At 39.6% G+C, this 15299-nt stretch carries 12 protein-coding genes; 6 read left to right on the forward strand and 6 right to left on the reverse strand.

What is annotated here, in order from left to right; all coding sequences use genetic code 11:
* Window positions 1-13: 13 nt before the first annotated feature.
* From J1899_RS03880 to J1899_RS03900, 5 genes are all read right to left on the reverse strand, one after another.
* The gene (locus J1899_RS03880; protein WP_246586578.1) at window positions 14-736 is read right to left on the reverse strand and encodes a DUF3784 domain-containing protein; all 723 of its coding nucleotides are present in this window, start codon (window positions 734-736) and stop codon (window positions 14-16) included.
* 145 nt (window positions 737-881) lie between these two features.
* Entirely contained in the window at window positions 882-1793 is a 912-nt protein-coding gene (locus tag J1899_RS03885; protein ID WP_214477766.1) for a ketopantoate reductase family protein, read from the reverse strand.
* 68 nt (window positions 1794-1861) lie between these two features.
* Window positions 1862-3319: a carbon starvation CstA family protein gene (locus J1899_RS03890; protein WP_066449770.1), complete on the reverse strand. Its 1458-nt coding sequence runs from the start codon at window positions 3317-3319 to the stop codon at window positions 1862-1864.
* A 236-nt stretch (window positions 3320-3555) separates the two neighbouring features.
* A complete protein-coding gene (locus tag J1899_RS03895) occupies window positions 3556-4284 on the reverse strand; it encodes a LytR/AlgR family response regulator transcription factor (protein ID WP_214477768.1) in 729 nt (242 codons plus the stop codon).
* The gene (locus tag J1899_RS03900) at window positions 4285-6021 is read right to left on the reverse strand and encodes a LytS/YhcK type 5TM receptor domain-containing protein (protein ID WP_214477769.1); all 1737 of its coding nucleotides are present in this window, start codon (window positions 6019-6021) and stop codon (window positions 4285-4287) included.
* Between the two features lie 267 nt (window positions 6022-6288).
* On the opposite strand from J1899_RS03900, the gene map reads away from it, so the two are divergent.
* The 3 genes from map to J1899_RS03915 all read left to right on the forward strand — a co-directional run bounded on the left by map (window position 6289) and on the right by J1899_RS03915 (window position 9992).
* Complete coding sequence (gene map / locus J1899_RS03905; protein ID WP_066449766.1) at window positions 6289-7032, forward strand: type I methionyl aminopeptidase; 744 nt, start codon at window positions 6289-6291, stop codon at window positions 7030-7032.
* A 158-nt stretch (window positions 7033-7190) separates the two neighbouring features.
* Window positions 7191-8186, forward strand: a complete 996-nt coding sequence (locus J1899_RS03910) for a zinc-binding dehydrogenase (RefSeq protein ID WP_214477770.1) — start codon at window positions 7191-7193, stop codon at window positions 8184-8186.
* 534 nt (window positions 8187-8720) lie between these two features.
* The gene (locus J1899_RS03915) at window positions 8721-9992 is read left to right on the forward strand and encodes a S8 family peptidase (protein WP_066449759.1); all 1272 of its coding nucleotides are present in this window, start codon (window positions 8721-8723) and stop codon (window positions 9990-9992) included.
* A 474-nt stretch (window positions 9993-10466) separates the two neighbouring features.
* Here the strand turns inward: J1899_RS03915 and J1899_RS03920 are convergent, their stop codons facing one another.
* Window positions 10467-11678 carry an MFS transporter gene (locus J1899_RS03920; protein ID WP_066449752.1) on the reverse strand — a complete coding sequence of 404 codons (1212 nt, stop codon included), beginning with the start codon at window positions 11676-11678 and terminating at the stop codon, window positions 10467-10469.
* A gap of 217 nt (window positions 11679-11895) precedes the next feature.
* Here J1899_RS03920 and J1899_RS03925 point away from each other — a divergent pair, with 217 nt between their 5' ends.
* The 3 genes from J1899_RS03925 to J1899_RS22700 all read left to right on the forward strand — a co-directional run bounded on the left by J1899_RS03925 (window position 11896) and on the right by J1899_RS22700 (window position 15233).
* A complete protein-coding gene (locus tag J1899_RS03925) occupies window positions 11896-13356 on the forward strand; it encodes an alanine/glycine:cation symporter family protein (protein ID WP_214477771.1) in 1461 nt (486 codons plus the stop codon).
* A 259-nt stretch (window positions 13357-13615) separates the two neighbouring features.
* The gene (locus tag J1899_RS03930; protein ID WP_214478744.1) at window positions 13616-14743 is read left to right on the forward strand and encodes a DEAD/DEAH box helicase; all 1128 of its coding nucleotides are present in this window, start codon (window positions 13616-13618) and stop codon (window positions 14741-14743) included.
* 355 nt (window positions 14744-15098) lie between these two features.
* Window positions 15099-15233 carry a hypothetical protein gene (locus J1899_RS22700; RefSeq protein ID WP_281420631.1) on the forward strand — a complete coding sequence of 45 codons (135 nt, stop codon included), beginning with the start codon at window positions 15099-15101 and terminating at the stop codon, window positions 15231-15233.
* Window positions 15234-15299: the final 66 nt, after the last annotated feature.

Consider the following 15299-nt stretch of genomic DNA (forward strand, 5'->3'; position numbering starts at 1 on the left):
AAACACGGGGTTTTTATTGCAAGTACTTACGAAGCTTGTTAAACCAATCCTTTGTGACAGATGGAGATTGATTGTTTAGAAAGATGGGGTTTTCATTTGTTTGGATTAAGATAATTGGCAAGCTATCACTATGAATATAGAGCAAACTATTTCCATAACCTTTTACATTGAAATGCCCTTTAGCCAATGTTCCAACTCCAACACCGTTTGTTTTAAATTCGATTTCAGGCATTTCATCCAGAAGCTCCACTGATTTCAGGTCATCAATTGGCAACTGCTGTCCATACATTCCGGTAATTTCAAGCTGATCATTATCCAAGGTTACTTCATAATCCTGGTAAGTAAAAATCATTAATGCGCTCACCCCTCCAACGACTAGAACAAATAAGGAAATACTAATAATATAGCTTTTTTTCCGTTTATGCTTTAGTTCATATTTTGACAGATAAATAAAACCTCCAAATATAAAGAGCAAAGTGTAGCCAAAAATAATCTCAGCTGCATACGGGAATGAAGTAAAGAGTAAAGGCAGAAGCAGCAGTGTTCCAACTGCTGTAATGATCAGCATGCTGCCGACCTTTTGAGGATATCTATTCTCCAGAAACTCTTTTTGTTCAGCCTCGGTCATAGTGGCAAACCCTGATAATAGAAAGTAAGCCTCTTTATATCGAATTGCCCATCCAAGTAAACCAAATATTATGACCATAATAATTAAAGTTACGATTAATCCAATCAAAATTGTCCTCCTATCTTGATTTATCTTGATAAACGTACTTTATAGCGATTATAAAAATTGACTGACATGTCATATTTTACATGAGAACAAATAAAAAAGGTGAAAAAAGTAAAAAGCAGCAGTGTGATCCTGCTGCTTTTTAGCTTTAAAGTGACTTTTCGTAAATGGTGATATTTGAATAAATTGCTGAAAGGACAGGTGAAGAGGTATATGAATTCTTTTGTTGCAGCAAATATCCAAAGAAGTGATCAGCTTCAGTTGGAAGGTTTTTTTCCATATCACGCTGAAGAGACGATTTCATTTGAAAACCAAGTATTTGCAGTTTAGTTAAAACGATCTCCTGCAGATTATCTGCCAAGGGAGCGTTTATCGCTTTTGCAATCTCAGTAACCTCCCCTACGACAGATTGAATAACGCTTTGCCCATTCTGATCGTCTCGGATCGGACCAATAGGCGAGCGAAAGAGAGAAGTCACACCAGATAAGGCAGAAATAAACACATATTTGTGCCACATCTCCTGTTCAATCGAATCAGAGTAGCGGATCTCTGCCTTCGTGCCTGACAATACCTCTTTTAATTGAGGCAGGTTTGCACGTTCTGTTGAAGGCAGCGGTCCAAACACAAGCTCATGAAGTGGACTCATTTGAACAATATTTCCAGATTCGCCGATCGTGCTTTCAATAAAGCATAAACCGCCTAGGACTTTCTCTTTTCCAAAAGCATCCTGCAATAAATCAAGATGAGCGATCCCATTTAGGAGGGGAAGAATATATGTATGTTCTCCAACATAAGGCCTCATACTCACGACGGCTTGATCGAGGTGATAGGATTTCACAGAAAGCAAAATAATATCAAATGGATCAGCTTTTTCTCCGCTTAAAATCATTTTAGGAGCAAGCTGCATGCTGCCATTCACACTTTCAATCGAAAGCCCATGCTGATCAAGGTATTCCTTTCTTTTCTCCCTTACTAAGAACGTTACATCTTCACCCTTTTCAGCAAGTCTGCCGCCAAAATAACCGCCGATCGCTCCTGCACCAACAACTAAAATCCTCAATTTCAATTCCTCCTTATAAGGTAAAAGAGCACATGCTTTCTGCACGTGCCCTTCTTCTAAAGCAATTTTTATGATGCGATATTTTTATTATAATCAGAGATGTCAATCTCAAGCGGAAGATTATTGGCCCGCGCTTTTTTCGCTGCTCTAAAGAAAAGGACAACTAATACTGTGGACGCTACAGCAGATACGATCCATGAAATATTCATCGGAAGATTAAATCCAATCTGTGCATTTAAAATATAGGTCCATACCATGACGAGCATAAATGTTCCTGGTATTAAAGAGATCCAATAATTCTTTTTCGCAATATATAGATACATTGCTCCTACAAACAATGCAATAACGGCCGTTGCTTGGTTAGCCCAGCTGAAATATCTCCACAGGATGTTAAAGTCAATTTGCGTAAGAACAACAGAAATTGCGAATAGTGGAAGTGCAATCCAAAGGCGAGAAGAAAGTTTCTTTTGCGCCATGTTGATATACTCAGCAATAATCATACGAGCACTTCTAAAAGCTGTGTCTCCAGAAGTGATTGGTAAAACGACAACCCCTAAGATGGCAAGTGTACCGCCGATAGCGCCAAGAAGTGTTGTTGAAACTTCTGAAACAACAGCACCAGGACCACCATTTGCAAGCATGTCACTTAAACCGTTGTAACCATCAAACATACTCATCGCAGCAGCTGCCCAGATCATAGCAATAATACCTTCAGCAATCATCATTCCGTAGAAAATTTTACGGCCTTGCTGTTCTTTTTGAGTTGTTCTAGAGATAATAGGTGTTTGTGTTGCATGGAATCCAGATAATGCACCGCAAGTAATCGTAAAGAAAATCAGCGGGAAGATTGGTAAATTGTCAGGATGGAAATTTGATAATGAAATCTCAGGAATTTTTGCACCTGTTACAATTAGACCAATTCCTACTCCTAGTGCACTAATAATCAGAAGTGCCCCGAAGTAAGGGTATAAGCGGCCGATAATTTTATCAACTGGCAGTAAAGTAGCCAAAACATAGTATAAGAAAATGGCTGCAATGATAATCCATAAAGCAACGCTTCCATCTGAAAGTACATATAAAAGATCTGCTGGTGTAGAAACGAAAACAGTTCCGACTAGTAACAGAAGAAGTACTGCAAACGCGTTAACAACGTGTTTCATTACTTTACCAAGAAACTTGCTCGCAAGCTCTGGTAAATGGGCACCGCGGTTGCGGATGGAGATCATCCCTGTTAAATAATCATGAACAGCACCTGCAAAAATACAGCCAATAACAATCCAAATGAAAGCGACTGGTCCGTAAAGTGCTCCCATGATTGGACCAAAAATCGGCCCTGTACCTGCAATATTCAAAAGCTGGATCAATGAGTTTTTCGGTGTGCTCATTGGCAGATAATCGACTCCGTCAGAATGGGTATATGCTGGAGTTGCTCTCGCCGTTTTAACGCCGAATACTTTTTCTACATACTTGCCGTAAGTAAAATATCCGATAATTAAAAGTGCGATAGAGGCAAGAAAAGTAATCATAAATAATTCCCCCTTGTATGCGTTTACATTAAGTATAAAAGATCAAAAAAGAAATATGAACATTTTGTGACTAAGATGTAAGATTAAGAGGTTAATATGTTGAAAAGGCTTTCTAAGATGCAAAATAACGGATAAATACGGTTGTATGGAAGGATTGTGTATGAGTAAAAAAAGAAAAAGGCGAGCTGCCGTCCAGAATATAGACGGCAACTCACCTCATAAATCTGTGCAGTAAGTTAGATTTCTAATTTAGCACGCAGAGCCTTAACATAATTTCGGCTGACAGACAATTTTTCACTGTTTCCTTCAAGTTCAAGCTGATATGCCCCGTTAAACCATGGGCTGAGCTTGCTGACATAATCCAGATTAACAATATAGCTTTTATGAATTCTGAAAAAACGATAGGAAGAAAGGCGATTCTCTAAATCCTTGAGCGGAAGCTTTGTTTCAAAGGATCCTTGTTTTGAAATGATTTTTGTGACTTTATCATCTCGGGAAACATACAAAATCTCAATGGGATCGACATATAAGATCTCTCCATCCTCTTCGACGGCGAGTTTTCCTGCTGGCCGAAGCTGTGTGCTCTCATTTACCGTCAGCAGTTTAGAGATTCTCCCAATTGTGTCAGCAAGCTGTTCTTCGTCATAAGGTTTAAGTAAATAGTCTGTTGCTTCGTAGCGAAATGCCTCTGCGGCAAACTGCGGATAAGCGGTTGCAAAAATAATAATAGGCTTCTTTTTCAATTCCATTAATATCTTTGCAGCTTCCATTCCGTTCATCTTTGGCATTTCGACATCAAGGAAGACAACATTAGGCTGCAGCTGAACTGTTTTCATCACAGCACTTTCTCCTGATTCCGCTTCTCCAATTACATTGATGTTCGGAAAGGAAGAGAGAAGATGCTTCAGCTCTTCACGGCTATAGTGTTCATCATCGGTAATCAACACGGAAATTTGCTTTTCCAATTAAGTTTCCTCCATCGTATTTAATAAAAAATGAATGCTTGTACCTTCATTTATTTTTGAGTGTATTTTTAAAGCAGACTGTTTGCCGAACATCATCGTGAGACGGCGATTTACATTATACAAGGCAAGACCAGAGCCTGTTTGTGAATGAACTTCTTTAACGCCAAGGTCCTTGATCCTTTCTTTTGTTATGCCATTTCCGTTGTCTGTAACCGTTACTTTTACTGCTTCATAATATTTTTTAATGGAGACGGAAATAATACAATTTTCCTCTTTATCCATAATTCCATGCTTAATTGCATTCTCCACAATCGGCTGCAGTGTCAGCGGAGGAATCTTTTCGAGGAGCGTTTCTTCATCAATATCATATTCTACAGTAAGCTTATGGAAAAAACGTGTTTCCTCAATAGCCAGATATGCTTTTGTGTGCTTTAATTCCTGTTCTAGTGTGGTCATTGTCACTGTGGTGGCCGTTAAGTTTTTTCTGAGAAAGTGAGAAAGTGATACGAGCAGGCTGCGTGCTTTATCAGGATCAATTCTTGTTAAAGAGATAATGGTGTTTAACGTATTAAATAAGAAATGAGGACTGATTTGCGCTTGCAATGCCTTAATTTCTGCCTCTTGTGCCAGCTGATACGCTTTTTCGGCTTGTGCAATTTCAAGCTGATTGCTTAAGAGCAGGCTTAAACCTGTAATAAGTTCGATGGATAGATTGGTAATTTCTTTTTCCGAGCTGAAGTAGAATTTAAGTGTGCCAATCGTTTCCCCGCGCTGCTTTAAAGGTGCAATAACAGCTGCTCCAAGCGGACAATCTTTATTTCGGCAATGGATTGTGTCATCCTTTGCAATCACAAGCTCGCCATTTTGGATTACATCCCGTGTGATTTGTGTTTGGATTGTGCTGTTCGCTTTATGATGGTCATCACCAAGCCCCAAATGAGCAAGAATCTCAGTAGTGTTTGTAATGGCGACAGCACTTGATTGTATTTCTTTATGTAAAATATGACAAACAGCATTTGCAGATTCGGCATTCATGCCTTTTCGCAAGTATGCAAGTGTCTGGTCTGCAATCCGCAGTGCTCTTTGTGCCTGTGCTGCCCCGGCTTTTTCTTCTTCATTGATCACATTTTTAATAATTAATAAGAAGAGAGCAGAGCCAAGTCCGTTGGCTAATATCATGGGCAGGCCAATAATTTCAACAAGTGTTAGAGCCTTATCGAACGGTTTGGCCATTAAGAGAATGATCAGCATTTGTACAGACTCGGCTAATGCGCCAATGAAAAAAGCAGCAGGGAGCTTTACATGGCGATCTTTCTTATGAAAAAATCCCGCAATAATCCCGGCTAACATCGCAGCCAAGCCACAGGCAAGTGCTGTAAATCCGCCTAATGTAAAACGGTGAATGCCAGCAATGATTCCTGCTCCAATTCCGACCTTATATCCGCCCAGCAGGCCCGCTAGTACGACGCCAACCACACGTGAATTGGCAATCGCTTCATCTGAAGTAAGTTCTGCCACCCAGCGGTCAAATTGCTGTGTGCCAGTATCTAACGCCATTCCAGAGTATGTACCGATGATGCCAAAGAAACCGAAAAAAATGATCGCTTTATATTGCTGCTGTGTATCTAACCGTTCTTGATGAATCATGTCACGAAAGAAGCTAAAACGTGTTAAAACAAATGCGATCGTAACAATAATTCCAAGACGCTCAACCATGGTAATTAGGAGCTCAAACATGTCAAGCCTCCTCTAAAAGTATATTTCTAAACATAATAAATCAGCTTAAATCTCATACATTATATTACATTTTAACATGATTAAAGAAAAGGGAACTTCTCAGGGGCAGAGAACTGGTCATTTCCCAATTGAATTACGGAGCCGTCATTTAGCTGCTCTGCTGCATAATGACATGGGTGTCTGCTCGGAATCTAAGTTCATTCATTACTACTCTCCAGCAAAATAGACTATAATAATGATACAACTTTTAAAAAGGTAGGATGTAAAATGATTATTAAAACGGAAGAAGACTTAGCAGCTCTAAAAGAAATTGGCCGCATTGTAGCGGAAATCCGAGATAAAATGATTGAAATGACAAAGCCTGGCGTAACCACTAAAGAACTTGATGATTACGCAGGAGAACTTTTTGAAAAGAACGGAGCTATTTCAGGTCCGAAAGGCGAATATGATTTTCCTGGCTTTACTTGTATTAGTGTTAACGAGGAAGTCGCTCACGGAATTCCCGGCAGCCGCGTAATCCAAGATGGAGATTTAGTGAACATAGACGTTTCTGGTTCGAAGAATGGCTATTTTGCTGATACGGGACGTTCATTTGTTGTTGGCGGCCAAAATGAAAAATTAACGCATTTATGCGAGACCGCTCAAAAAGCGTTTGATGAAGGTCTAAAGAAATTGAAAGCAGGCTCAAAGCTTAGTCAGGTTGGGAAAGTCGTTCATAATACAGCGAAAAACAATGGCTATACCGTTATTATGAATTTAACCGGTCATGGAATAGGACGCTCGCTTCATGAAGCTCCTGATCATATCCTTAACTATTTCGAACCTTGGGATAACCAGCTTTTAAAAGAAGGAATGGTTGTCGCTTTCGAACCATTCGTTTCATCTGGAGACGATCAAGTCATCGAGCTTAGTGATGGCTGGACATTTGTAACACCAAATAAAAGCTTTGTTGCTCAATGTGAACACACGGTGGTCATTACTAAAGATCAGCCTATTATTTTGACTTTATAAGTAAGAATGAGGCATGCCTGCATGAGGGGTATGCCTCTTTTTTTCTCTAAAAGGTTTTGTGAATTGCCACTAATCAAAAAATAAAAAGTCAGATTGTTGATCCTAAAGTACTTTTCCTTGTAGTATGGAACTAAGAATTTGAATAAGGAGTGGTATAAATGAGAGCGTTAGCACATGAAGGCACAAATGGAATGGAAGGCCTCTCGTATAGGACATTAGATAAACCGGAACCTGCTCAAGGAGAAGTATTGGTAAAGCTTCTGACAGCAGGACTAAATCATCGTGATTTATTTGTTCTTCACCGCCATCATTCTGCTGATCCTGCCCTAGTAATCGGATCTGATGGTGCAGGGATCATTGATGCTGTTGGAGAAGGGGTGGAACCATCTCTGATTGGCAAAGAAGTCATGATTAATCCTGGTCTCGGCTGGAAGGAGAACAGCGATGCACCGCCAGCTGGGTTCGAGATTGTGGGATTGCCTTATCACGGCACATTTGCTGAGTATATTACCATTCCGGCAGAAAATGCTGCTGCTAAGCCAGGTTTCTTAACATGGGAGGAAGCGGGCGTTACATCCCTTGCCGGAATAACAGCATACCGCGCCTTATTTACTCGAGGAAAGCTGAAAGAGGGGATGAAAGTATTCATTCCAGGGATTGGAGGCGGAGTAGCCACATTCCTGCTCCAGTTTGCAGTTGCTGCAGGAGCTGAAGTATATGTTAGCTCCCGTTCCAAAGAGAAATGTGACGCTGCGCTGAAGTTAGGAGCAAAACAAGCAGTTGACAGCAATGAAGACTGGCAAGAGGCACTTGGGGGCATAGGAATGGATTTAATTATTGAATCTGTAGGTGCTGCCACCTTTAATCAGTCTATGTCTTTATTGCGAAAAGGTGGAACCATCGTAACATTTGGATCATCTACAGGTGATACATTTCAATTTAATTTAAGGGAATTTTTCTACGGCCAGTTTAATTTGCTTGGATCAACAATGGGAAGTGCAGAGGAATACTTAGAAATGCTCTCATTTATTGAGAAACACGGCATCAAACCTGTTCTTGATGAAGTCTACACTTTAGATCAATATGAAGCAGCCTTTACTAGACTTGAAGAGGCGAAACAACTTGGAAAAATTGCTTTTCGAATCGGTGAATAACGAATTAGGACAGGTAGAAAGATAGATTAGCTGCGAGCTAGTCTATCTTTTTTTATTTCGATTATTTCCTAAAGAGTATCAATCCCTTTCCCGATTTTTTTCGGGTCAATTCGAAGATATTTTCGATCATTCCAGGCAGACGTTCAATCATTTCTCTGCATTTAACGGTCAATTCCTAGTGCAGGATCCACCATATTAAAGATTTCTGAAAAAGTTACACTCTACTAACTGGAATATATTGGACTGAACTTAATGCCGTGTAAATCCACACTATTTATCCAACAAAATGCCCTCATTTTTAGTTGCTTTCTTTGCAGCTTCACAGCAGATTAGTTAGCGTTTTTAAGCTGATATCCCACTAAATCAATATGAATTAATCCATTTTTCCTGTTACTTTTTTATATCTATGAAACTTCACTTAATTTTCACAGTTTAAATGTTGCATAGATTGACATATGTTTTAATTTGGAAATTTTCACTATACTGAGGTCACATCCATGAAACACAAATAAATAAATGGAGAGGAGAAATAGGATGAAAAAAAGAAAGCTTGGTGCCGTGCTACTTAGTTTGACTTTGGGCGTATCTCTTTTCACAGGAAATGCATTTGCAAAGGAGGATTCTGCAGCAGAGGCGAAAGAAACCTATCGTGTGTTAATTCAAGGATCTTCTTCAGCAAAAGCAAGTCTGCAGTCGCAGCATGAACCCCGCTGGAATTTTGGCAATGATGGATTCACTACAACAGTAAATGCAAAGCAATATCAAGCACTGCAGAACAATAAAAATATTAAAGTAGAAATTGTTCAAGAGGTAAAGTTAGAAACGGCTTCGACAAAGCGCAAACAAAATAGCCTGTCAAATGACATAAACGCAGTTCCTAGTGACCAGACACCATGGGGCATTCAGGCAATTTATAATGATAGCGGCATTAGAGCCACATCAGGGGGAAGCGGCATTAAAGTAGCTGTTCTTGATACAGGCGTATATACATCGCATATTGACCTGGCAGGATCAGCTGAGCAATGTAAAGACTTCACACAATCGAATCCGCTCGTAAACGGTTCTTGTACGGACAGACAAGGGCATGGAACACACGTAGCTGGCAGTGTATTAGCGCATGGAGGCCATGATGGATTGGGTATTTACGGTGTTGCTCCTCAATCGAAGCTCTGGGCATATAAAGTGCTTGGTGACAATGGCCGAGGTTACTCGGATGATATTGCTGGAGCCATCCGCCATGTAGCAGATGAAGCATCAAGAACAGGCTCTAAAGTAGTTATTAATATGTCTTTAGGTTCAGCTGGTAAGGACACATTGATCACAAATGCGGTTAACTATGCATACAGCAAAGGTGTATTAGTTGTTGCTGCATCAGGTAATAGCGGTCCTTCTAGCAATACAATTGGATATCCTGGCGCCTTGCCAAACGCAGTTGCTGTTGCTGCTCTTGAAAATGTACAGCAAAACGGAACTTATCGGGTTGCAAACTTCTCTTCAAGAGGAAATCCAAATACAGATGGTGACTATGTCATTCAGGAGAGAGATGTTGAGGTTTCTGCACCTGGTGCGAACATTGAATCAACATGGATAGGCGGCGGCTATAATACAATTAGCGGAACATCAATGGCGACTCCGCATGTTGCAGGATTAGCAGCTAAAATCTGGTCTTCTAATCCATCTTGGTCACACACACAGCTTCGCACAGAATTAAGAAACCGTGCCATTCAATACGATATTAAAGGCGGAACTGGTGCTGCAGCTGGAGATGATTATGCTTCAGGATTTGGCTTTCCGCGTGTAAGATAATTCAAAAAAGAAAGAAGCAGTCCAATTCCTAGTTGAATTGGACTGCTCTTCTATTTTTGCATATTCATAAAATCATAGGACTCATTATAGGGGAGAAATTCCGGCTATTTGGTATAACAGGGCAAAATAAGCAAAAATAAAGGGAGGAATTCCGGCTATTCGTTATATCAGGGCAAAATAAGCAAAAATAAAGGGAGGAATTCCGGTTAACTCCTCTATTTAGAGCAAAATTCATTGAATATGTGCATATAGTCGGAAATACTCCGCCTATTTGGGGGGAAATGTAGGTATTTCTCTAAATAAACGTAATTTCTCCGTCTATTTCTAAACCAATTATCATTCTAGTGTGAACAAAATTGAAAACAGCCTGGAGAGATCTTACTCCAAGCTGTTTTCATATCAAGTATAAATGGACATTGGAAATACAAGGTCTGTTCAAATTCCGCCTTCAAAATCAGGCTTTCTTTTTCAAATTCAAGTCACCGAATCCTTCGATAGCTCTGGGTGCCGATGTGTTGATGCAAGTAAAATAAGACCGCTTATAATCAGAAGTGAACTTGTAAGCAGGAAGACGGCTGTAAAACCAAAATAAGCAGATATGATTCCGCCCATTGCAGGTCCAATAACATTGCCTAGGAATCGCAGGCTTGTATTGTAGCCGAGCACCTCGCCTTGCATGGTGAGCGGTGCCTCTTGGCGAATATATGCGACACGCACTGGTATAATGCCGCCGATGGTTACTCCGAGCAGAAAACGAACAAGCACAAGCTGCCACATATTGGTGACAAATCCGCCTGGAATATAGAAAATACCAGCCAATAATAATAGGATTATAAGCACCTTAATATAGCCATGCTGATCTCCAATTTTCCCCCATTTACGTGCCATTAATAAATTTCCTGCTCCTGCTGCAGAAAAGGCAACTCCAGCGAAGAAAGCGAGATTTTCTGGGCCATGAAGCTCGCTGACGTATAGAGATAAGATAGGCTGAATACTAAAATGCGCAATTTGAACTAAGGAGGAAATGAGCATAACGGTTAATAAAACCGGATGGCGGATGATGTGTAAAATAACTTCTTTGCTTGAATACTTTTGTTTGGTTCCCTTCGTGCGTTCGATTACATATTCTTTTGTAAACATCACGAGGATCGCGGAGAGAATAATGGCAAAGGAAGTTCCCTGGAATGTACTTGCGTAGCCATAAGTATCTGCGAGGATACCGCCTAGCAGCGGTCCCATTAAGGAGCCGGTAATGCTTCCTGTCTGAAGCGTGCCGAGAACACGTCCAGCAATTTCTTTAGGAGTTTGTGTGGAGATATAAGCCTGCGAGACACTGATAAATCCTGTGAATATACCCATGAATAGTCTTAATGTAAAAAGCTGTCCGACAGAAGTGACATAGCCCATTAAAAAGATGGATACCCCCATGCCCAGACCGGAAATAATCAATATTTTTTTGCGGCCATATAAATCCCCAATTCTTCCCCATATAGGTGAGAAGATAAAAGCAGTCACAAATGTAATGGCGAATGTCCAACCTGACCAATGCTGAACATAAGCGGAGGAGAAGTCTCCGAATGTCTCAATGTACAAGGAGATAAACGGCAATACCATTGTCATGCTTCCGGCTATGAAGAAATTGGCAAACCACATGATGAAGAGATTTCTCTTTGATTGCTGATTCAATAAAAACACTTCTTTCTTGAAGATATTTCGTTTTCCTAAATATAAGCATAACGGAAATTTCAGAAAAATGAAAGTGATTTAAGTATGACCTAACAAGACAATAACTAGTCCAAATTCTTTTCTAGTGAAAATGTCAAAAAAAATGATTGTATTGAATTTACATATGTCCTATAATTCTTAATATGGTAAAAATTCAGAATAAAGAGGAGGTTTTTGCTTGGAAGAATTCGTAGGCAGTCTTAATAATGTTTTATGGAGCAACCCCGTCATTTATATTTGTTTGGCAATAGGACTATTTTTTACAATCATGACAAGATTTCTTCAAGTAAGGCATATTAAAGATATGTTCTTGCTCATGTTTAAGGGGAAAAGCTCAGAAGCAGGTGTTTCTTCGTTTCAGGCTTTATCACTAGCATTATCCGGCCGTGTAGGGACAGGGAATATTGCTGGTACTGCAACAGCGATCGCAATGGGTGGTCCAGGTGCTGTATTCTGGATGTGGACTATTGCATTCATTGGTGCAGGAAGTGCGTTTGTTGAATCAACGCTTGCCCAAATTTATAAGGTTAAGAAAGACGGTGTATACCGAGGCGGACCAGCATATTATATTGAAAAAGGCATTGGGGTGAAATGGTATGCCGTACTATTTGCACTTGCAGCTTTACTAGCAATGGCAATCCTCATGCCTGGTGTTCAATCCAATTCAATTTCTGTCGGGATTGAAAACGCATTTGGTGTCAGTAAGTATATAACGGGTGGAGCTATTGTCATTTTATTAGCTTTAATCATCTTCGGCGGTGTTAAAAGAATAGCAACTGTTGCTCAGTATGCTGTGCCTTTTATGGCAGTCGGGTATATGATTGTTGCTCTTATTATTATCGGAATGAACATTAGTGCAGTTCCGGAAGTGTTTTCACTAATATTCCGCAGTGCCTTTGCAGCTGATTCGATGTTTGGCGGTATTGTGGGCAGTGCGATTGCATGGGGAGTAAAGCGGGGTATTTACTCTAACGAAGCTGGTCAGGGTACTGGTCCTCATGCGGCGGCAGCAGCAGAGGTATCACACCCTGCTAAACAAGGACTTGTTCAGGCTTTCTCTGTATATATTGATACGTTATTAGTGTGTTCAGCAACAGCATTTATGATTTTATTTACGAATATGTATAATACAGTTGGCCCTGATGGAAGCTTCCTTGTAGAAAATCTTCCAGGTGTTGAAGCGGGTGCAGGATTCACTCAAGAAGCTGTTGAATCCGTGCTTCCTGGATTTGGAGCAGGTTTTGTTGCTGTATCATTATTTTTCTTTGCATTTACAACAATTATGGCTTATTACTATATCGCAGAGACGAATGTTGCCTATTTAGTAAAAGGCAAGAATATTAAGCCGGCAATGTTTATATTGAAATTAGTCCTCCTAGGTGCAACATTTTATGGAGCTGTTAAAACAGCAGGGCTTGCCTGGGCGCTTGGAGACGTTGGTCTCGGATTGATGGTATGGCTGAATTTAATCGCCATCCTCATTTTAACAAAGCCAGCTCTTATTGCCTTGAGAGATTATGAAGCACAAAAGAAACAAGGATTGGATCCTGTATTCAACTCAACGAAACTTGGCATTAAGAATGCTGAGTATTGGGCAGATGGATATAATCTTGAAGAAGAGAAGGATAAGGTTTCATAAATAAAACCACCAGAGGTGTCCAGCGCTATTGCTGGGCATCTTTTAGTTTGTTAGAATAAAAAAGCTTTATGTTGTAAATAAAAAGTGAGTATGACAATGAAAATGCAGAAACTGCACAATCAAATATATGACGTTTAGCGTTTAACCGAACATAACAGTGGTATTTTTAGGTATGATTAACTTCGAACAAATCCTATTTAATACACTGATTAATACAGAAAACTGAAGGTGACAGAAATTGGATACACTTATAAAAGATATGAAGCCATTTATTCAAGAAGCATGGACTAAAAGCGGCTTTCAGCAGCCTACGACTATTCAGCAGCAGGCTATTCCACTTATTATTGATGGTAAAGATGTTATTGCTCAATCTCCAACCGGTACCGGGAAGACATTAGCATACCTATTGCCGCTTCTGGAAAAAATCGATGTTGAGAAAAAAGCTGTACAGGCAGTTATTATAGCCTCCTCGCAAGAATTAATTATGCAAATTTTAGAGGAAATAGGGAAATGGGCAACTGGCAGCGGAATTCGAGCAGCGTCCTTTATCGGCGGAGCCAATGTGAAGAGACAGCTTGAAAAATTAAAAAAACATCCTCATATTGCTTTAGGAACACCAGGAAGAATGCTTGAGCTTATTAAGCAGAAGAAGCTGAAAATGCATGAAGTAAAAACCATTATTTTAGATGAGTGTGACCAGCTGCTTGTACCCGAGCATACATCCACTGTAACAAATATCGTGAAATCCACTCTAAGTGACCGGCAAATGGTTATGTTCTCAGCAACATTACCATCTCACATTGAAAAAATTGCGACAGAAATGGCCAAGTCGCCAAGTATGCTTAAAATTAATAAAGACGAAACCATAGTAGCAGAAGAAGTTTCACACTTTTACTTTATCGCAGAGCAAAGAGATAAAATGAAAATGCTTGAAAAGATCTCCAGGCTTAATGGGATAAAAGGATTGGTTTTTGTAAGAGATATCGGCAATTTAACGGTGCTTTCTGAAAAGCTGGACTTCAAAAACATTAAAGCAAGTACTCTGCATAGCGACCTGGATAAAACAGAACGTCAAAAAGCGCTTAAAGATTTTAAAGAAGGCAGAACGAATCTGCTGCTCGCAACTGATGTGGCTGCAAGAGGCTTAGATATTAAGGGGATTACCCATGTAGTTCATTATGATTTTCCTAAGGATATGGAGCAATATGTTCATAGATCTGGCAGAACAGGCCGATTTGGCGCGAGCGGAACGGTTCTTTCCATTATCAATGAGCGCGAAGAAAGAGAACTAAAAAAGTTTGGAAATCAGCTGAACATCCCTGTACAAAAAATGATGATCAGAGGCGGAGATATTACGGAATACAGTACGCGTGATCAGCGTAAATAAGTTGTTAATGACAAAATAATAAAATCGGATCGATTCCCGAATGATTAGAAAAAGCTTTACTAATCATTCGGGTTTTTTATTTATATTTAAAATAAATTTTTTAAAATGAGTGAAATAGAATGCTCTATTTTTTTGCCAGGGAGAAAGTAAAGGCTTTCAATTATTTTTTTGTAAATTTTAATATAAACCTATAGAAATTAAGTTGAATCGCTGGTATATTTTCTACAAACAGTGTCGAAACATGTAGAACACTGTCAGTATTCTGAATATTATGAATGGTAAGGTTGGATTAACCTGCATAACCATTCTTTCCTTGACTCATACTACTTTTGATTAAACGAAAGGAGTGAGTGTCTTGGGACGTACTAAAAAAGCAAATCAAAATGCGCAGCGAAATAATAATAAAAAACATCCAGACCGTACAAGTGAAGAATTAGTTGAATTTACAACAGGCAGCAGAGAGCCAAAAAATAAAAATGTTCAAGATTAATTTTGCGCCTATACCAATCACACGATTGGTATAGGTATTTGGCACTAAAAATTCACATATTTTCAT

The sequence above is a fragment of the Cytobacillus gottheilii genome (genome assembly GCF_018582665.1).
In the GTDB taxonomy this organism is placed as follows: Bacteria; Bacillota; Bacilli; order Bacillales; family Cytobacillaceae; genus Cytobacillus; species Cytobacillus gottheilii.